Source organism: Desulfobulbaceae bacterium, assembly GCA_013792005.1.
In the GTDB taxonomy this organism is placed as follows: Bacteria; Desulfobacterota; Desulfobulbia; order Desulfobulbales; family VMSU01; genus VMSU01.
In genome coordinates this window covers 1-19799 of sequence record VMSU01000082.1, presented here as the reverse complement: position 1 = coordinate 19799, position 19799 = coordinate 1, and the positions used below count along the sequence as shown (strand labels likewise).

General features: G+C 51.1%; 12 protein-coding genes. 8 read left to right on the top strand and 4 right to left on the bottom strand.

All coding sequences use genetic code 11. The annotated features are described in order from the left end of the window. Window positions 1-158: 158 nt before the first annotated feature. Together FP815_04340 and FP815_04335 are read right to left on the bottom strand one after the other, a co-directional pair. On the bottom strand, window positions 159-2378 hold the full coding sequence (locus FP815_04340) for an ABC transporter permease subunit (protein MBA3014166.1): 2220 nt from the start codon (window positions 2376-2378) through the stop codon (window positions 159-161). A gap of 136 nt (window positions 2379-2514) precedes the next feature. Next, the gene (locus FP815_04335) at window positions 2515-3474 is read right to left on the bottom strand and encodes a phosphate ABC transporter substrate-binding protein (protein MBA3014165.1); all 960 of its coding nucleotides are present in this window, start codon (window positions 3472-3474) and stop codon (window positions 2515-2517) included. 341 nt (window positions 3475-3815) lie between these two features. Between FP815_04335 and FP815_04330 the strand changes: the two genes are divergently transcribed. Together FP815_04330 and FP815_04325 are read left to right on the top strand one after the other, a co-directional pair. Further along, window positions 3816-4514 carry a response regulator transcription factor gene (locus tag FP815_04330; protein ID MBA3014164.1) on the top strand — a complete coding sequence of 233 codons (699 nt, stop codon included), beginning with the start codon at window positions 3816-3818 and terminating at the stop codon, window positions 4512-4514. After that, on the top strand, window positions 4423-6339 hold the full coding sequence (locus FP815_04325) for a HAMP domain-containing protein (GenBank protein ID MBA3014163.1): 1917 nt from the start codon (window positions 4423-4425) through the stop codon (window positions 6337-6339). The genes FP815_04330 and FP815_04325 overlap by 92 nt, the downstream gene beginning before the upstream one ends. Window positions 6340-6368: 29 nt before the next feature. Here the strand turns inward: FP815_04325 and FP815_04320 are convergent, their stop codons facing one another. Both FP815_04320 and FP815_04315 read right to left on the bottom strand, forming a co-directional pair. Further along, window positions 6369-8474 carry a PAS domain S-box protein gene (locus tag FP815_04320; GenBank protein ID MBA3014162.1) on the bottom strand — a complete coding sequence of 702 codons (2106 nt, stop codon included), beginning with the start codon at window positions 8472-8474 and terminating at the stop codon, window positions 6369-6371. A 162-nt stretch (window positions 8475-8636) separates the two neighbouring features. Further along, entirely contained in the window at window positions 8637-11780 is a 3144-nt protein-coding gene (locus FP815_04315) for a PAS domain S-box protein (GenBank protein ID MBA3014161.1), read from the bottom strand. 554 nt (window positions 11781-12334) lie between these two features. On the opposite strand from FP815_04315, the gene amrB reads away from it, so the two are divergent. The 6 genes from amrB to FP815_04285 form a co-directional block, all read left to right on the top strand. Continuing rightward, window positions 12335-13846, top strand: coding sequence for an AmmeMemoRadiSam system protein B (gene amrB, locus FP815_04310; protein MBA3014160.1), 1512 nt, complete (start codon window positions 12335-12337; stop codon window positions 13844-13846). Then, complete coding sequence (locus FP815_04305; protein MBA3014159.1) at window positions 13780-16059, top strand: hypothetical protein; 2280 nt, start codon at window positions 13780-13782, stop codon at window positions 16057-16059. The genes amrB and FP815_04305 overlap by 67 nt, the downstream gene beginning before the upstream one ends. 57 nt (window positions 16060-16116) lie before the next feature. After that, window positions 16117-17265 carry an AmmeMemoRadiSam system radical SAM enzyme gene (gene amrS / locus FP815_04300; protein MBA3014158.1) on the top strand — a complete coding sequence of 383 codons (1149 nt, stop codon included), beginning with the start codon at window positions 16117-16119 and terminating at the stop codon, window positions 17263-17265. Between the two features lie 7 nt (window positions 17266-17272). Next, the gene (locus FP815_04295; protein MBA3014157.1) at window positions 17273-17701 is read left to right on the top strand and encodes a DUF2784 domain-containing protein; all 429 of its coding nucleotides are present in this window, start codon (window positions 17273-17275) and stop codon (window positions 17699-17701) included. A 6-nt stretch (window positions 17702-17707) separates the two neighbouring features. Further along, window positions 17708-18547, top strand: coding sequence for an alpha/beta hydrolase (locus tag FP815_04290; protein MBA3014156.1), 840 nt, complete (start codon window positions 17708-17710; stop codon window positions 18545-18547). Window positions 18548-18809: 262 nt separating this feature from the next. Continuing rightward, the coding region (locus tag FP815_04285; protein MBA3014155.1) for a nickel-dependent hydrogenase large subunit at window positions 18810-19799 on the top strand (990 nt) is incomplete at its 3' end.

Sequence of the window (19799 nt, the reverse complement as noted above, 5' to 3'; positions counted from 1 at the left end):
TTTGCGGTTGACAGTTAACGGTTAGTGAACACTACTAATTAATGGCTGAACACCCACTGATATCAGACAATATCCCAAAAAATCATGCCTGACTAGGAACTTGTAACCGAAAACCGGCAACTGATCCCCGTCAACCTCATGTATTTATGACACAGTAATCAATATCGTCCGTATTTCTTACGCAGATGTTCACGGATAATTTCAGCTCCGGTGTTTAGAATAAAGGTCAGAGAGAACAGCACCGTCGCACAGAGAAAGAGAACGCGGTACAAAGTGCCCCCCACCGGGGCTTCGGGAATCTCAACAGCAATGTTAGCAGACAGTGTCCGCATACCATTGAAGATCGACCAGTCCATTATCGGGGTATTTCCTGTGGCCATCAGAACCACCATGGTTTCCCCAACCGCCCGGCCGAAACCGATGATCATGGCGGCAAAAATGCCGGGACTGGCCGAAGGCAGGATAACCCGCCACACGGTCTGCCATCGACTGGCCCCCAGAGCAAGGGAGGCTGCGGTCAAGCTGGGAGGGATATTGGAAATTGCATCCTCAGTAATCGAAAAAATAATGGGAATGACACAGATACCCAATCCAAAGGCGATGATGATACAATTTCGCTGATCATACCTCATCCCAAGGTCATGAAAGAGCCAAAGCGTAAAATTACCATCAAAGAACGCGACTTCCAGGAGCGGCGCAATTTCCATGGCCAGCCAACCACACACAAAAAAGAGCGGCACTAATAATATAAATTCATAGCCACGGACCCGATTGACAAACCTCCTATTCCGGTAAAGGGGCTGAATAAGCACCATCACCCCGGTGAAAAGTAGCGGCAGGAGCAGCACCCCAACGACGATAACCAGAAGTGAACTTTCAACTATCGGAGCAAGCCACAAGGCGATCAGGAATCCGATTACCACCGATGGCACTGAAGCCATGACCTCGATAATGGGCTTGATGTTCTTTCTAAAGCGAGGGGAGGTAAACTGGCTGGTATAGACAGCGCCAAAGATAGCCACCGGAATAGAGAAGAGCATCGCATACAGAGTGCCTTTCATGGTACCGAAGATCAGCGGAGTAAGACTCAGTTTTGGTTCCGTATCGTCCGACTGGGACGAGGACTGCCAGACAAACTGCGGTTTCCCGTACCCCTCGTACCACACCTTACCAAACAGCGTTCTCAGACTGGCTTCCGGATGCGGATTTAAAATCTCCCAGGTACGAACCTTGCCATCCTGGCCCAAAGCGACAATGGCGTTGTCTTTCTGGGAAACACTAAACAGCTGACTCGGCGCCTTGGTTTCGAAGAGATGGTTTTCACTGGTCAAGTGATCGGCATGGATCATCCCGGCCTCGGACATCGAGTAAAAGGTCTTGTCTCTCCGAGAAGAAAGAAAATAACTAACCGCACTGGCATGAGGGGTGAAGGTATGAATTTTCTCCATCTTGCGGATCGAGTTGCCCACTGCTGATGGAACCGACATCCAGGTCTGTAGGGAACCGGACTTTGACCCCACAATTACCGATTGACCACCAAAGACGAGCCCCAACGCCGAAATCGGATCCGATTCCGAAGTAGCGGCAAAAGTGTCAGTCTTCTTTGCCGCCTCACTGTCCGTCAGATCCCAGCGAACCACGTAGCCGGTATCCGTTCCGGCATAGAGAAAACCACCATGATCATCGACAGTAAAGGCGGTGATGCGACCAGGAAGAGGGTCTTCAATCCGCGAGGTCATAGTCTCGACGCTCTGGTTGTCAAAAAGATCTGTTGTCGTCACCTCATGACTAATTAAGATGGTATTGTCAGTCAGGAGATCAATCCGCGAATAACGTTTATCGTCAGATATCCGGGCCAGGCTGGCGCTGATCCGCTCAGCCCCTTCAGGGACCGACCACTCTCTAACAATAGAAAGCGAAGGCACGATGGTCCTTTTGCCGTCCATATCAAAGGTAGGCTGATAGCGCACCTCGACCATCGACAAACTGCCATCCTGCCACAGAATATTATAGAAGGAGTTCTTATACTGTTCGATCTGCTTGATCGTTCCCGGCCCCCCATCACGCACCGGTTTCTTTTCAATCATAGCCCCGTCTGGGAGGCTCAAAAAGCTGACAGAACCATCCCGCCCAAAGACGTGATAGGCCTCGCCATAACTGCCAACACCAATGGCAAGCGGCTCAAATCCTGACTCTGCGGCAAAATCCACCGTCTGCTCGTTAAGTAATTGTGAAGAGGCAAAGAGGGGCAACGTTACCTTGACAATCAAGGCGAGGATAGCCATAACACAAACGATTACCATAACACCGCAAACCTGAATCACCGTCTTAGCGATCTTATCATTGCGGCGAACTCGTTTTAAGAATTGCTTGTCCATGCGGTCCTTGTTTTTTATGAAAAATGCTCGGGAGAGCAGACAATCTACCTGCTTCCCCGAGCGTTGTCTTTCAATGAAAAAAAAGAGGCCGGGAGAGGAGAGGAAACTCCACCGCATCAAGCACTCTTTTCGGTTATTACAACTTCTGCAACTCCTTCTCGACAATCGCGGCAGGCAGAGGCATATACCCATCCTTCACCACGATTTCCTGACCTTCAGCAGAAAGGACAAACTTCAAAAACTCCCGCTGTAACGGAGCCAAAGGCTTGTTTGGCTCTTTAATGACATAGACATAAAGCATTCTAGACAGTGGGTATTTACCTTTCAACACATTGTCCATGTTGGCCTCATAGGCCTGTGCACCCTCCTTGGCCGCCAAGGCAAGAGGCCTCACCCCGGAGGTAACATACCCAATGCCGGAGTAACCGATACCGGCTCGATCCTCAGTAATGCCCATAACCACCGCAGCAGATCCCGGCTGCTCCTTAACAGTATCCTTGTAATCACCCTTGGCCAAGGCGCGTTCCTTAAAGTAACCATAAGTACCGGAAGCAGAGTTACGACCGTAAAGGCTAATCGGCTGTTTTGCCAACGGACTATCAAGGGCAATGTCCTTCCAGGTAGTGATGTCTGCCGGAGCGCCGCTCTTTCTGGTCTTGGAGAAGATAGCATCCACCTGCTGCATGGTAAGAGAGGAAACCGGGTTATCCTTGTTCACAAAGACAGCCAGGGAATCAAGGGCAACACCGATCGGAGTGGGTTTAAAACCGTACTTCTTCTCAAACTCGTCCTCTTCGGTGCTCTTCATCTTACGGGACATGGGAGCGATGTTAGCAGTACCTGCGATCAGGGCTGGAGGTGCGGTGCTGGACCCCTTCCCCTCCACCTGAATCTTGACATTTGGATAATGCTTCTTAAACGACTCGGCCCAAAAAGTCATGAGATTGTTCAAGGTGTCGGAACCAATACTGTCCATATTGCCGGCAACACCGGTTGTCGGCTGATACACGGGGAGATTCGGATCGATTTTCACATCGCTTGCTGTAGCCACAGTGGCGGCAAGCGGCAAGGCCAAGGCTATGAGGGCCGAGGCCATAAACTTTTTGGTAGTCGAGAGTGTAAATAAAGCGGTCATGACAAGCTCCTTTGTTGGATTTTGACTGATTGATCTGGTTTCTACACGCCAATTGTTAATATTGTGTTAAGATATTATTAAAATTTAATTACCCCGCTAAAAAAGATACATTTTCCGTTCTCCTTTCTTTATGGTAGCAACAATCAACCTCTGATGGCCAGATCTACTCTGCTCCCGACCACGCCCTTACCGTTAGGAATGACAATAGCCCCCCTGTGTTAAAAGGCGATGAACAGTCAGTTAATTTCTGATTAATTAAAAAATGCGCTTTGATTGGTGAAAACTCACAAGGAAAACGAATGATAAGTCAAGAAACAATATGGGTGGTAGAAGACGAGGAAGACATCCTCGCCTTGATTTACTACAACTTGGCCAAGGAAGGCTTTACGGTGCAAGGCTTTACCACTGGCGAGGAAATGCTTGCCGCTCTTAAGCTGGAACACCCCTCACTCATCCTCCTAGACGTGATGCTTCCCGGGATCGATGGTCTCAATCTGTGCAAAATGATCAAAAATAATTCCACAGCCACACCAATCCCGGTCATCATGCTGACAGCCAAGACAGAGGAGAGTGATATTGTTGCCGGCTTAAACCTGGGGGCCGATGACTACATCCCAAAACCATTCAGCCCCAAGGTCCTGCTCGCCAGGATCAGGGCGGTGCTCAGACGGGGCGATCATATCCCTCCTGCCCCACCCTCTTCCGACACCAAGACAATCCTCAACGAAGACCTGTCCATTGACCCGACCCGTCACGAGGTTAAAGTAGCAGGCGCCATCCTCGCCCTGACCACCAGTGAATTCAGAATCCTACGGTTCCTGGCCGAAAAACCAGGCTGGGTTTTCTCCCGCGACCAGATAAACAACGCAGTTCATGACGGAGATTTTGCCGTGACAGACCGAACCGTGGATGTCCAAATCGCTTCGCTTCGTAAAAAACTCGGCTCAAAACAACACTACATCGAGACCGTCCGCGGTATCGGATACAAATTCAAAGGATAAGACTATGGCCCGCAAACGCCTACTCTGGCAAATCTTTCCCCCCACAGTACTGGTCATCATTCTGACCATCATTGCCAGCGGATTCTTTGTCTCCCACTACCTTAAAGCCTTTTATACCACTCAGGCGCTGAACGACCTGAACGTTCGCTCTCACCTGGTCCTCAAACAGCTTCGCCCCGCTCTGCTGGCCAATAACCTCCAACTGATCAAGGAACAATGCCGTATCCTTGGCGATGAGTCCCGATCAAAAATTACCGTTATTTCAACTGATGGAACAGTAATCGCAGACTCCAAGGAAGACCCGGCAACCATGGACAACCATGGTGACCGTGAGGAAGTGGCAATCGCCCTCTCTGGAAAAGAGGGGACCTCTGCCCGTCTCAGCAAAAAAGGCCGGAAAAGAATGCTTTATGCCGCCCTTCCCCTGCTCGCCGATCAAGATACAGCCAAGCCGGAACCGGCAGTACTCGGCGTTATCAGGCTGTCAATCCCGCCAACCTCACTTGATCTCCTGATGCGCGATGTAACTGTTAAGATGTTCCTGGCTTCACTAATCCTGCTCCTCTTGGCAGTAGCCGCCACCCTCTTTGTTTCGCGACGGATCAGTCGCCCCCTTGAAGACATGCAACACATCGCGGAACGATTTGGCCGCCATGACTTCAACAAGAAAATTTCAATCGCAGACGGAGCTGTCTCCAAAGAAGTGGCAGGGCTGGCGGAAGCCCTTAATCAGATGGCCGTAGAACTCGACGAGCGAGTCAAGACCGTAACTCAACAGAAAAATGAGCTAGAAGCTGTGTTCAAGAGTATGGTCGAAGCAGTGATTGTCATTGATCAGGAAGAACGAATCGAACACATGAACGAAGCAGCCTTCCGGTTGTTAGGAAGCAACGCTCACAGAGGGATAGGCAAGCCAATTGTCGAAACAGTGCGACACGCCGGACTATTGAAATTTGTCAGAGAAGCGTTAAAGAGCCAAACCCCGATATCCAGAGACGAGATTGTCTTTGGAGTCGGAGCCACCGGACAGCACTTCAACGCCAGCGGCACTTCACTCTATGGCGACCAAGGACAGCACATGGGTGCCCTGATCGTGTTATATGACGTCACCAGGATGCGACGGCTTGAAGATATGCGTCGAGAATTCGTCGCCAATGTCTCCCATGAATTAAAAACCCCAATCACCTCGATTATGGGCTTTGTGGAAACGATCTGCGACCAGGCACCCGGCCTGCCCGATGACATGGAACGCTTCCTCCACATCGTCTTAAAACAAGCCAACCGCTTGAATGCCATCATCGACGACCTCCTATCCCTCTCCCGCATCGAGCAAGAAGCCGGCAATGACGAAATCGAACTACACCCCGGTCGCCTGACCCCAATCCTGCGCAATTGCCTTGAAGCAGTCTCAATACGCGCCAGTGAAAAACATATCTCCTTACCCCTGCGCTGCGGAGATACCGTATCGGTCCTGATGAATGCCCGCCTCCTGGAACAGGCGGTTACCAATCTGCTGATCAACGCCATCAAATATAGCGCAGAACATAGTGAAGTCAGGCTAGAGGTCCACGAGGACCAGCAGGAGGTAACGATTTCCGTCACCGACTCCGGCTGCGGCATCGCCAAAGAACACCTTCCCCGCATCTTCGAACGCTTCTACCGCAGCGACAAGGCCCGCAGTCGCAAACTGGGCGGGACCGGACTGGGACTGGCCATCGTCAAACACATCGTCCAGGCCCATGGCGGCTCGGTGACGGTAAAAAGTGACTTAGGAAAAGGAAGCGTATTCACCCTCCACCTGCCGCGTATTGAGCAATCGGCATAAGATACTTCTCGATCCCAGAGCCAACATCCTTAGCCCTGACGTTCACTCAACAATCGCTCTACCTGCTCTTTCAACTCCGCCAGCAGGTAGGGCTTGGCGCAAGCGGCATCAAATCCGTAATTGGCAAAGTCAATCATGGCCTCATCGCTGGTATAACCGCTTGAGACCATGGTCTTTACTCCAGGATCAATCGTTCTGAGAACAGAGACCACCTCCTTCCCACCCTTGCCGCCGGGAATCGTTAAATCTAGAATGACAACCACATAGGGATCGCTAACTGAATATGCTTCCGTCACAGCCTTGACCGCTTCATCACCGTCCGCAACCGCGTCAACTCGAAAACCGGAAATCTTCAAGAAATTTGTCGTCACTTGCACAATCGTAGCATTGTCGTCCATAATCAGAATTCGTGGCCCTCTCCCCTGATCATCCTGATCAGTTACCTTCTCCACCTTCCGGGCAACCGACACCACAGCCGGAATATAGATATGAAAGGTGGACCCCTTATCTGGCTTGGTATTCACCACAATCGCTCCGCCATGCTTACGGACAATGGTATCGCACAAGGCAAGCCCAAGCCCCATGCCCTTCTGGCACCCAGGCTGCTTGGTTGAAAAATAAGGATCGAAGATGCTGGACAGATGGTTACTTTTAATTCCACATCCCTGATCCTTGATTGAAATTTTCACATAGTTACCTGGAGCAAGGGTTGGGCACGCGCCATGCCCAGACTCTTGTACAACTTCGTTGGTGGCCACTATTTTAAGCTTACCCCGAGATATTGAATGCATGGCGTCCTTCGCGTTCCACACCATCTGCTTTATGACTTCACGAAATTGGTTCGGATCAACATTGATAGACCAGAGGTTATCAGCAAAATAAAATTCAACCGCCAGGTCAGATCCGGCCATACAGGCAACTACCTCTTGCTTGATGTGAGGCGCCGGCTGGATGGTGATCAAAATTGAGATGCCGCCAGTAGAAAAAGCGATAAGCTGACTGGTGAGTCTGGTCGCTGCATCGAACACATTCTCCGCATTTTGCAAAAAGGGATACGCCTTGCTCGATTTTTCAATATTCATCTTAGCAAGTGCCAGATTACCAAAAAGCCCCTGAAACAGATTGTTAAAATCGTGAGCAATACCCCCTGCCAGAACACCAAGCGAGGCAAGATTTCTGTCCTTTATGACCTCAGCCTCCAAAAGCTTCCGCTCGGTAATGTCCCGGCAACTTCCTCGAGTCCCTAGAAATTTACCATTATCATCATAAACAGGCTGACAGACATGGGAAATCCACTGCCATCGAATTGAGCCATCGGCACGAATGATCCTGAATTCAAGTTCTTGTGCTAATCGCTGTTCCCTGGCAGCGTGGCAATGCTGGTCATAGGCGGCTAAATCATCAGGATGAATAAGTGCGCGCAGCAGGGAAGGGTCGTGTTCGAAAACCGCCACCGAATGCCCCGTAACCTTCTGACAGGAGGGAGAGCAGTACAGAAAATCACCATCAGGCCCGAGCCAATACTCCCAATCATAGGTAAAATCAGCCACGGTGCGGAACTTTACTGCGCTCTGCCGCAGGGACTCTTCCATCTGCTTGATCGCGGTAATATCGCTGATCACAACCCGGCATAATGGCAAGCCGTCGGCGCTATGGGCAAGATTGATCTCCAGTCGTGCCCAGAAGGAGGTGGCATCGGGACGAATCAGTCTCAACTCGCAGGCCTGAGGCAGGCCGGTTTCAAAAAGCAGTTTGCGATGCTGCGAATTAATGTCCTGATCATCAGGGTAGATAAAGCGGCTGATTGACTGATTGACCAGCTCGCCGCGCACCACTCCAAGCTGGGTCGCGGCAGTAAGGTTTGCCTCCAGAATCACTCCCGATCGATCGAGGGTACAATAGCCAACCGGGGCCAGATTGTAGAGATCAAAATAACAGGCCCGTGAGGCCTCCAATTCCTGCTGGGTGCGACGCAATTCCTCATTCTGCATCTCTAGTTCAATCTGATGCACTCGCAGCTCGTAAAAAACTTGAGCGGTCTGTTTATCCATGTGACCGGTCGGAGCAATAATCTTCTCCTCTGCTTGTAAACGCAGGGCCTCTTGCTTTTCAGGAATATTTTCTTTTTTTGCCAAGATCCCCTCCTTTATTATTCATGACCGCTAACCATCCTAGCTCAACTTACAGACATTAATCGATAACCGATTCACACCATATGACAGTTCCTAGAGCGAAGCCGAAGAGAACCGGGCAGCAAAGACAAAACAGCTCAAAACAATTGAGAACCACGGTGTTCTTCATCCTCTCCTCTGAATTTCCAGACCTTGACTGCGTTCCGTTGTGGCAATGGCATAGACTTTCCCGTCCTTGTCCAAAAGGGCGGTAGCGGTAATCGATACAGTACGATTCTGGCCATCTTTGGTGAGCCTTTGAGTTGTATAAGGCAGAATCTTTTCCGCGCAAATAAGCTGCTGAACCTTTTCCATCGCCTCATCCCGTAAACTCTCAGGGATCAATTCCCGGATATTCATTGCCAGCGCCTCGGCCTCGGTCCAACCGTACATTCTTTGGGCTGCGGAATTCCAGGCCAAAATACGTCCGGCCAGATCCTGCATGGTAATGGCATCGTGGGAATCATTGACCACCACCGCCAAGCGCCGCAATGATTCCTGGGCGTCTACCATCTTGGTAATCTCCACAAAATTGATAACCGCTCCTTCAGCCACATTCTCCAGGGTGCGATACGGCCGGATGGACATCAAGAACCAAGCTCCCGACTTGCTTTTCACTTCAATATCTCTTGGCACCAAACTATCAAGTACCGCCTTCACATCCTCCTCCAAGTTAGTATAGTTCACCAGATTGGTTACCGTATGTCCCACAGGTCGGCCCACATCTGACGGGATCAGATTGACCAGCAGACAGGCGGCAGGGGTGAAGCGCTGAATGAGCATCTTCTGATCCACAAAGATAGTGCCGACGCCGGTACCGGCAAGCAGGTTGTTCAAGTCATTGTTGGACCGCAACAAATCGACAACCTTGTTATGCAGCTCAGTATTGACTGTGGTCAACTCCTCGTTGATTGATTGCAGCTCCTCTTTAGAGGTCTCGAGCTCCTCGTTTGAAGATTGAAGCTCCTCGTTAACAGACTGCATCTCCTCACCTGAGGCCTCCAGTTCTTCGGTGGCACTCTGCAGATATTCCTCCTTGGCCCGCAGTTCTTGGCGCAGGGAAGAGATGAGCGCTTGAGCATCAGGGGACATTTCCGCAGCTTCTGCAAGATCCCCTAAACTAACCTTGCTGGCTAGTGCCTCATCCACCTCCCCGACCTCTTCTACAATGATCAAGTACAAGAACGGATCAGTAGGCACCTCACGCCTCGCCCTGAATTCACTGACACCAGGCTCCCCCGACACACTCAGATTACCCTGACTGAGCAGAGCCGAAGTGCTGGACTCTTCAAAACCTAGAACCACCGGAGTCACCGTCAGATTAACAACACTGAAATCGCCGTTAGTTTTGACCCTGAGACCAGAGCGCCTCACCGTCTCTTGCTGAGTGATCGCTGTGTGCAAGGCGGTGATCAAGTCGCGACGAAGCCCTTCACGCGCCATTTTCAGGACATTGACTCCGATATCGCCCGCAGCCATTTCCAAATACCTGCCGGTGCGGCCATGAACATAAAGGATCTCTCCTGCTTTGTTCACCAAAATGCTGGCCGGAGTGTAATGCTGCAACAGAACTCGCTCGACCAACTCACGTCGGGTCAGCCTTCTGCCGCTATAAGCAGGACCGATATCTTGTGGTGCAACCTCATCTCCCATCATGGGCTTGATGAATTTCCTCAATGCATGGCGCTGTTCGCCAAGAGCACTATCTTTGCTCTGGTAGAGTTTAGCCTTACGATCAAGAGAAATAAAGAGACCCCTTAAATCGCCCACACTTTCAGACGTACCTAAAAAAAGAAGGCCTCCCGAATTCAAGGCATAGTGAAATAAAGCGATCAGCTTCTTCTGCAACGCACTGCTCATGTAGATCAACAAGTTGCGGCAACTGACCAGATCAAGTTTGGAAAAAGGTGGGTCTCTGATCACATCCTGCTCGGAAAAAACCAGCATATCGCGGATACCCTTATTAATGCGATAGGTATTGCCGTCGGCTTGCAAAGTAAAAAATTTTGCCAACCGCTCAGCAGAAATATCTCTGGCAATACTCACCGGATACGTTCCCAAGCGGGCCATTTCAATGGCATGACTATCGATATCGGTAGCAAAGATCTGAACCTTAAAATGTTGATGCAGCGCATCCATTTGCTCATGAAGCAGGATGGCGATGGAATAGGCCTCTTCACCAGTGGAACAGGCCGGAACCCATACCCTAATTGTGACAGCGGTTGGGTTATGGGTAAAAAATTGTGATCTGATGTGGGAAGCCAGCACGGCAAACGAGTCAGGATCCCGAAAAAAACTGGTAACCCCAATCAGGAGATCACAAAAAAGGGCCTGAGTCTCAACCGGGTTACACTGCAAATACTGAATATATTCGTCAATCCGTTCGATCTGGTGAACAACCATCCGCCGTTCCACTCGTCGAAAAATAGTATTCTCTTTATATTCGGAAAAATCATGCCCGGTCTGGTCTCGAAGCAACACAAAAATTTTATTGAAGACATCTCCCCCCCTGGAAGATAAAGGAACAAATGATCTGGTCCTATTATGAAAAAAATGGGAGGCATAGAGAATCAATTGCTCCGGCATTTCAGCAGGGGGCAGAATATAGTCCACCAAGCCGGTGGCAATGGCACTACACGGCATACCATCGTATTCAGCAGATTCAGGTTGCTGGGCCATGACCATACCACCCTCGCCCTTAACCTCCCGTGCCCCCATCATGCCATCACGTCCTGTGCCAGAGAGAACGACACAGATCGCTTTTTCACGCCGATCCTGAGCCAAAGAACGAAAGAAAAAATCAATCGGCAATCGCTGTCCATGCGGAGATACCGGTTTCAACAACTGCAACTTGCCTTTCATAAAGGCCATGTCACGGTTAGGAGGAATAATATACACACAGTTAGGTTTGACAGTCACCCCATCCTCGGCCTCGAAAACCTGCATTCGGGTTAAGCGTTGGATCAGATCACGAAGGTAACTCTTGTGGTCAGGAGCCAGATGCGGCACCAGAACAAAGGCCATGTCCGGATCGATATCGGCAGGCATCCCGGAAAAAAAGGCCTCATAGGCCGAGAGGCCTCCGGCAGAGGCCCCGATGCCAACAATCGGAAAATCCACCGAAGTGGCGGGAAGGTCTCCTTTCTTTGTTTTCGTGCTCCGTTTCTCAGTTGACTGATCTTGACTGGAGCCACTATCAAGCTTCTCGTCAAGCGTATGCTTAGATTTTGCGACGTTACGTTTAGCTATGGAGTTTTTCTTTGTGGTCATAGTTCTTCTTTATCACATTACCTTAAGCTGATTATTCCCTCCTCCCACAACAGGAGGAGGTTTGAGAGACTTTTCGTCCATTACCGAACTTTACACACATACTGCTCCAATCTGTCACTGTTAAATTAATGTATTGCTCAGGCAACTTAATAGTCAAGCGATGAAGGAAGCGTAAAAAGCGACATATTGAACTTATTACTTTATTCCAATTTATCAAAAAAAAAAGAGAGGCTACACTATTTGCCCACCGAAGCAATAACAGGAAAATAGTGAGGATAGCGGATGTGCTATGTATATCCTTCCGACAGAAACAAGGTAAAGAAAGTAACTTTCCAGGCAGTTACACTCGCAGAAATCACATTCCTATAATACAAGGTAGCACTTCTATCACAATGATTGACTGACAGTAACAGGCTAGCACAATGTTAGCATTAAATATATTTTTTTAATGTATCTTTGACTTTACAGTACATTCTTGGTAAATATTCAATATAGGCATCTGTATTCAGGTCCCCATCTTCCAGATCAAGCCCTTCTCTCCGTGGAGGCTCGCTATGCTCACATACAAATCACTCGCCTTCCTCCTCCCCCTGCTCGTTCTTGCCGTGATCAGCCATGCTCAAAAACGCCCAGAAGACCGTCAACCTGCTGTCGCGGGCATGTTTTATCCGGGCCGGGCGGACGAACTAAAACAAATGCTCACCACTCTGTTTACCAAGGCCATTGCTCGAAAGAATCTAGGCCATATCAGCGCAATCATTGTCCCCCATGCCGGATACGAATACTCCGGTCTCGTTGCCGCCTCAGGGTTCAACCAACTTGATCCGGACGCAAGCTATAACACCATCTTCATCCTTGGCCCCAGCCACCGGATCGGCTTTGAAGGGGCTGCCGTTTACTGCACCGGAAATTTCACCACCCCGCTAGGCACAGTTGTGGTTAATCGCGAACTTGGCGAAGAGTTGGTCGAAAAGTCCAAATTATTCACCACCCGGACAGATGCCCATGCAGTTGAGCATAGTGTCGAGGTGCAGGTTCCTTTCCTCCAGCAGCACTTAAAAAAACCTTTCAGGATCGTCCCCATTGTCCTGGGCCACAATAGCCCAGAGACCTGTCGCGCAATCGGCGAGGCGCTCCTCCCTTACATGAACGACCACAACCTCTTCGTCATCAGCACCGACTTTTCTCACTATCCGGACTATAACGATGCAGTTGCCGTAGACAAATCGGTTGCCAATGCTATCGTCTCTAACTCTCCAGACACCTTGATCACGACCATGCGCGGCCACGAGGAGTCCAACATCCGCAATCTGGCAACGACCCTGTGCGGGGCCTCCGGGGTCCTGACCCTGATGTACATGACCTCAGCCTCTTCCGACTTCGCCTATCATCCGATCCAGTACAAAAACTCCGGCGACACCCCGGACGGAGACAAGAGACGGGTCGTTGGCTACCATGCCCTCACGGTTACCAAGCAAGAAAAATCCGAAATGGAACAGACATCCTTTGTGCTCACCCCTAAGGACAAAGAGACACTGCTTAAAATTGCCAGAAATACAGTCGCGCGCTATGTGACGAGGCAACCCATACCAGAAATTAATCCCGATTCCCTCTCCGATATACTCACCATGCCGTGCGGCGCTTTTGTCACTCTCAAGAATAATGGCCAGTTACGTGGCTGCATCGGCCAGTTCGATGCCTTGGGGCCACTGTATTCGGTGGTGCAGGACATGGCAATTGCCGCAGCTTCTCGGGACAATCGGTTCACCCCTGTCGCGGAAGACGAAGTGAAGGATCTTACTATTGAAATATCCGTGCTCACCCCCATGAAAAAGATCAACTCTGTTCATGAGCTTGAATTAGGCAAGCATGGGATCTATATCCGCCAAGGACTGCGCTCGGGCACCTTTCTTCCCCAAGTAGCCACGGAGACCGGCTGGACCAAACATGAGTTTCTAGGTCACTGCTCCAGAGACAAGGCCGGGATAGGCTGGGACGGATGGAAGGATGCCGAACTCTATGTATACGAGGCCTTAGTCTTCGGCGAAAGGCACCAAGGTCCGTAGCCGCCATGGCGGTTCACGCGGAACAGGGGCAGAGGGATTATCCCGGCAAATCACACCTCCCCTCCTCCGAGTCCGCTGCCCTGCTCGTCGCGGCCCTTGCCGCAGTTGGCGCGACTTCCATCAGCGCCCAGATCGTCCTGCTCAAGGAGTTCCTATCGGTCTTTTACGGCAATGAGCTGATTATCGGCATTGTGCTGGCGAACTGGATGATCCTGACCGGACTTGGCTCGTTTCTAGGGAAGTTTTCCGAACGCCACGTCAGCCGCCCCGTCACCATTACCCTTGTCCTGATCGGACTGGCACTGCTGCCGATGATCACCGTCTCCCTGCTCCGCATTCTCCGCAATATCGTCTTTCTCCCAGGGATCATACTCGGCATCAACCAATCCCTTTTCTACTCACTGGCCCTGCTCACCCCGTTCTGCCTGCTCTCCGGCTTCTCCTTCGCTTTTTTTTGCAGCCAGCCTGTCACAGCAGAGAGGGGAAAACCTCATCGCCTTGTCTTACTCCTGGGAATCTCTCGGGAGCGCAGTTGGCGGCACAGTATTCACACTGTTGCTTCTCCCCGGCTTGATACCTTTCAGGCCCTTGCCCTGCTCCTGCTCCTTGATCTCTCCCTCGCAATCTTGGTGACGCACGGCAATCACCACCGTCTCGCCGCAGTGTGCGGAGCGCTTCTTATTGCTGCAGCCCTGATCGTAGGCATTGCCGACCCCGACAGCCGGACCCGAAGATTTCTCTTTCCCGGCCAAGAACTCGTCACCTTCAAAGACACCCCCTACGGGAACCTGACCGTCACTCGTCAGGGCGATCAGATGAATTTTTTTGAAAATACCGTGCTGATGGCTTCGACCAACGATATTACTGCGGCAGAAGAGGGGGTCCACTATACCATGGTTCAGCACCCTAAGCCGCACCGGGTGCTCCTGGTTGGGGGAGGGATTTCCGGAACACCACAAGAAATCATAAAATATGACGTTACTTCAATCGATTACACCGAAATCAATCCATGGATCACCGACCTTACTCGAACCTTCACCCAGTCGCTCACCGACCAGAGAATCCGGATAATCTCTGACGATGCCCGTCGTCATGTCCGCCGGACAACCACAAGATATGACGTGGCATTGATCAATCTCCCCGATCCGGAGACAGCGCACCTCAACCGCTACTTTACCGTGGAATTTTTCCGGGAGTTAAAGCAGGTGTTATCCGATGGCGGAATTATCTCCATCAGCCTGCTTCCAACAACCGAATACCAGGGCCCTGAAGCACGGCTGCTCACCTCCTCACTTCACGCCACCCTCAAACAGATCTTCGCCAACGTTGTTATTGTGCCCGGCTGGCGTAACTACTTCCTGGCCTCTGACACCCCTCTTGACATTCATATCGGTCGACTCATCAAGCAGAAAGGCATTGATACCCTTTACGTCAACCAATACTACCTCAACGACCGGATGCTTGAAGAGCGCAGCCGGGCGACCACCGCAGCCCTTGACCCTGCGGCAACGCTAAACACGGACTTCGCCCCGGTCTGTTACTTTCAGCAACTCGACTACTGGCTGAGTTCCCTGGGGGCCTCAAGCGGACCATGGATTTTGCTCACCCTGGCGGCGCTACTGATGACACTATGGAAATTCAACCCTCTCGGCCTCGGCATCTTTACTGCTGGTCTTTGCGCCTCGTCCCTGGAAATGATTTTACTCATTGCCTTTCAGACCCTGTACGGCTCTCTCTACCAGATGACCGGGATCGTCATCACCTCCTTCATGACAGGGCTGGCCGCAGGATCATGGTCCATCAAGCGCTTTGGCAAACAAGCAGGAATCGACAGCTTCATCACCCTACAACTCATGGTCGCAACCGCAGGCATGATCCTGGCTGTGGCGCTGCCCCGGTTACAATTGGCCGATTTTGCACCATTTACAGTTCACCTGACTTTTACCAGCATGACCTTTACCATAGCCGCCCTGATCGGGATGGAGTTTGCGGTGGCGTCACAAATAAAAACCGGTCCCGTTGCGGCTGTCGCCGGCGAACTCTACGGCCTTGACCTTGCCGGTTCGGCAATCGGCGCGCTTATTGTGACAGTCTACGCCATTCCGCTCCTTGGCATCAAAAACGTCAGCGTCCTGGTAGGAGGGATATCCGCCCTAAGCGCCGGGATTTGTGTCATCAACCGCGGACGGTATCAGATCAGGGTGGGTGTGTAGATAGGGTTTGACTTTCAAGAGGGCAAAACGATGAATAAAACTCCACGACACCAACCAATGCTGAGCAAGCGAGAGTTTTTGCACCTCTGCTGCGCAGCGCTTGGCAGTTGTATCCTCGGCCTGGATCCGCTCTCGGTGATTACAGGGAATAATGAGGCGGCAGCCTCCTCGCTGCTTGGGCCAGAAGGCCCAGGAAAATGGAGCAAAGAGGCCTGGTTCTGCAAAGATATCGAAGGCGGAATCAAATGCCTGAAATGCCCCCACAGCTGTGTGCTCGCAGCAAACGACATCGGCATCTGCCGAAACAGAATCAACTATCAAGGCATCGTGTATTCCATCGCTTACGGCAACCCGTGCGCCGTACACATCGATCCCATCGAGAAAAAGCCGCTGTATCACTTTCTTCCAGCCACCCGCGCTTTCTCGATTGCAGTCGCCGGATGTAATCTGCGCTGTTTAAACTGCCAGAACTGGGAGATCTCCCAAAAGACGCCGCTGGAGACCAGGAATGTAGACTTGATGCCTGATCAAGTGGTCGCAGAGTGCCTGAAAGCTGGTTGCGAATCTATCGCCTACACCTATTCCGAACCGACCACCTTTTACGAGTATGCCTTTGACACCGCAACGATCGCGCGGACTCATAAGATCAAAAACGTCTGGAAATCGAGCGGCTACATCAACGAAAAACCATTGCGAAAACTGTGCGCGGTAATTGACGCCGCCAATATTGATCTTAAAAGTTTCGATACCGGGGTATATGAAAAATTGAACGGAGCCACGCTGGACCCAGTCTTGCGCACCCTCAAGATTTTCAAGGAAGAGGGCGTCTGGCTCGAGATCACCAACCTCGTCATCCCCACCTGGACCGACAACCTGGAGATGATCAAACGGATGTGCGACTGGCTCTCTGTCAACGGCTTGCAGGATTGCCCCCTTCACTTCAGCCGCTTTTCTCCGCTCTATAAACTCAATCAGCTGCCGTCAACCCCAGTGTCCACCCTGAACAAGGCCAGGGACATTGCCAAGAAGGCGGGAGTGCGATACGTGTACGTGGGCAATGTGCCTGGCCACCCGGCCGAAAACAGCTATTGCCATAACTGCGGAAAACTCATCATCGAAAGGCGGGGATACGTAATCACTACCAAACACATCAAGAATGGCAGCTGTACTTTTTGCCAGGAAGATATTCCCGGAGTCTGGAACTGATATCGTCATGACATACCTCATCTTGGCAGACTCCGTCCTCGTCCTCCATCTTCTGTTTATCGGATTCGTCATTTTTGGAGGCTTCCTTGTCCTCCGTACCCCCCGGATTGCGCTCCTCCACATTCCTGCCGCCTGCTGGGGGGCCTATATTGAGTTGTCCGGCAAAATCTGCCCGCTTACACCACTGGAAGTAGAATTTCGCCGTGCTGCAGGGGATAGCGGGTATTCGGAAAGTTTTGTTGAACACTACCTCATCCCCATCATCTACCCCCCAGGCCTCACGCGCGGCATCCAATTCTGGCTGGCCGGTTTGGTTATTGTGATCAACGCCCTGATCTACGGAATCTCTCTCTATCGGAAGAGAAGTCGCCGCGTAGCTTCAAAAAACCACCGCCCCCTAAACAAGCACAGGAGCAGTGACGCACCCAACCACTGAAATTTGATGCCCTCAAAAAATCAATGGCAGGCCCAAAAATCAACCCACGCTCGAAACACCCTCCTGATGGTGATAGTGATGCTCCTCTCCGGCTGCAACCTCCAACACTCGCTCCTCTATTTCCCTAGCTCTACCTTGCCTGCTGAGGAATCACTTACGGCAGCGCACCTTAAACCCTGGCCCTCCCCTTCCCTATCAGAGTACCGAGCCCTTGTCTCTACCAGAGAAACCGCATCCCAAAAAGGCACCATCATAATTTTCCATGGCAATGGCGGCACTGCGATCGACAGGACATTCTACATGGAGACACTGGCCCCTCTAGGGTATCGAGTCATCCTTGCCGAATACCCCAGGTACGGAGGACGCAAGGGCGAATTGGGGGAAAAAGCCTTTGTCACTGACGCTATGGAGACGACACAGCTGGCGTTTGAACAATTCGGTGAGCCGATCTTCCTCCTTGGGGAATCTCTGGGCTGCGGGGTGGCCGCTGCAACGGCCAACCACTCACCCATCCCTATCGAAGGAATTATCCTCATCACTCCGTGGGATACCCTCAGAGCGATCACCCAAGCAAAATTCCCCTTTCTACCGGTCAGGATTTTTCTTACCGACAGCTATGACACCATTGCCAACCTCAAGTCATTTCCCGGAAGAGTCGCGGTGGTTGCTGCTGGACAAGATACGATCATTCCGATTCAACATGCCGACCACTTATATCGCTCGATTACCACCTCCGCCAAAAAGATGTGGCAGATCCAAGCGGCCGGGCATAACGACCTGCTCTTTCATACCAATCAAGCGTGGTGGCGGGTGATTATGGATTTCGTAACCGGCGCCGATCATTAGCTCTGCGCCAAAAGTCGTTACTACAATTCACCTCTCCAACCCCTGATCATCACTGCCCTTTATCTTTTTGCTTTCCTAAAAATATCTTTTTGACATCCTCCATTAAAACTGCCATAACTTATACTAATGACATCAATTACCAATGACATCAAGTGCCAACAACATCAAGCTAAAGTCAATAACACTATCAATTACTCAACGATTCCTGATAGTTATCATCTCACCCTAACAAGAAAAGCTATCCCCCACGGAGAAGCCCCCTATGAAGATTGATCTCGGCCCGATTACCCGCATCGAAGGCCACCTTAATATCCGGACCACCATTGATAATGGCATCGTGGTCGATGCCCAGTGTATGTCCGAAATGTTTCGCGGCTTTGAAATCTTTCTCCAGGGCCGCGACCCGCTCGATGCACAACAAATCACCCAGCGAATCTGCGGAGTGTGTCCCTATGCCCATGCCATTGCCTCCTCCTATGCCCAGGAAAACGCCTATCAAATTCAGGCAACCGCCAATGGCCGGATCATGCACAACCTTATTCAAGGAGCAAACCACCTCTACGACTATCTCCTGCACTTTTATCAACTTTCAGCTCTTGACTTTGTCGACATTACCGCAGTCCTTGACTACACGGGCAAGGATGCGGAGCTGATTACGGTCAAGCAATGGGTGCAGGCAGAACTCTCCCGCAACAAAGCGTTTCCTGCCGCCCCATTCCTCCCTCGCCTCACAGGGCAGTATATTACTGACAAGGAGATCAATATCGGGGCATTAAAACATTATTTAGAGGCAATGGAGCTTCAAAAGAAGGCCAATCGTGCCGCAGCCCTCTTCGGCGGCAAATTCCCCCACTCCACTGCCATCTTCCCAGGCGGCTGCACCCAGGAGCCCCGAATTGATATAATCGCCGCCTACCAATCACTGATCAAGGAAGTGCGAGATTTTATTCACAACAAATACATCCCCGACGTGGTCGCGGTAGCCACCGCCTTCCCGGAATATTGGAAAATCGGAAAAAGCAAGGGCGGCTTTCTCTCCTACGGTCTCTTGCCTTTATCACCCGACCAGAAAGGCCAGAAACTATTTGCGCCAGGGGTGATATTTGACGGCACACTGGAAGCAGTCGACCTGAACAAAATCTCCCAAGACATAAAATATTCCAAATATTCCTCTGCCAGTGGTTTGAATGTTCAGGATTCCACAATCACGCCCGACCCAAAAAAGGATGGCGCCTACTCCTGGAGCAAGGCG

Coding starts and splice junctions, on each gene's coding strand:
- FP815_04305 (MBA3014159.1), top strand. CDS start 13,780: ATGGAAGGATGCCGAACTCTATGTATACGAGGCCTTAGTCTTCGGCGA.
- amrS (MBA3014158.1), top strand. CDS start 16,117: ATGCTGAGCAAGCGAGAGTTTTTGCACCTCTGCTGCGCAGCGCTTGGC.
- FP815_04325 (MBA3014163.1), top strand. CDS start 4,423: ATGTCCAAATCGCTTCGCTTCGTAAAAAACTCGGCTCAAAACAACACT.
- FP815_04295 (MBA3014157.1), top strand. CDS start 17,273: ATGACATACCTCATCTTGGCAGACTCCGTCCTCGTCCTCCATCTTCTG.
- FP815_04315 (MBA3014161.1), bottom strand. CDS start 11,780: ATGACCACAAAGAAAAACTCCATAGCTAAACGTAACGTCGCAAAATCT.
- FP815_04340 (MBA3014166.1), bottom strand. CDS start 2,378: ATGGACAAGCAATTCTTAAAACGAGTTCGCCGCAATGATAAGATCGCT.
- FP815_04290 (MBA3014156.1), top strand. CDS start 17,708: ATGCCCTCAAAAAATCAATGGCAGGCCCAAAAATCAACCCACGCTCGA.
- amrB (MBA3014160.1), top strand. CDS start 12,335: ATGCTCACATACAAATCACTCGCCTTCCTCCTCCCCCTGCTCGTTCTT.
- FP815_04335 (MBA3014165.1), bottom strand. CDS start 3,474: ATGGCCTCGGCCCTCATAGCCTTGGCCTTGCCGCTTGCCGCCACTGTG.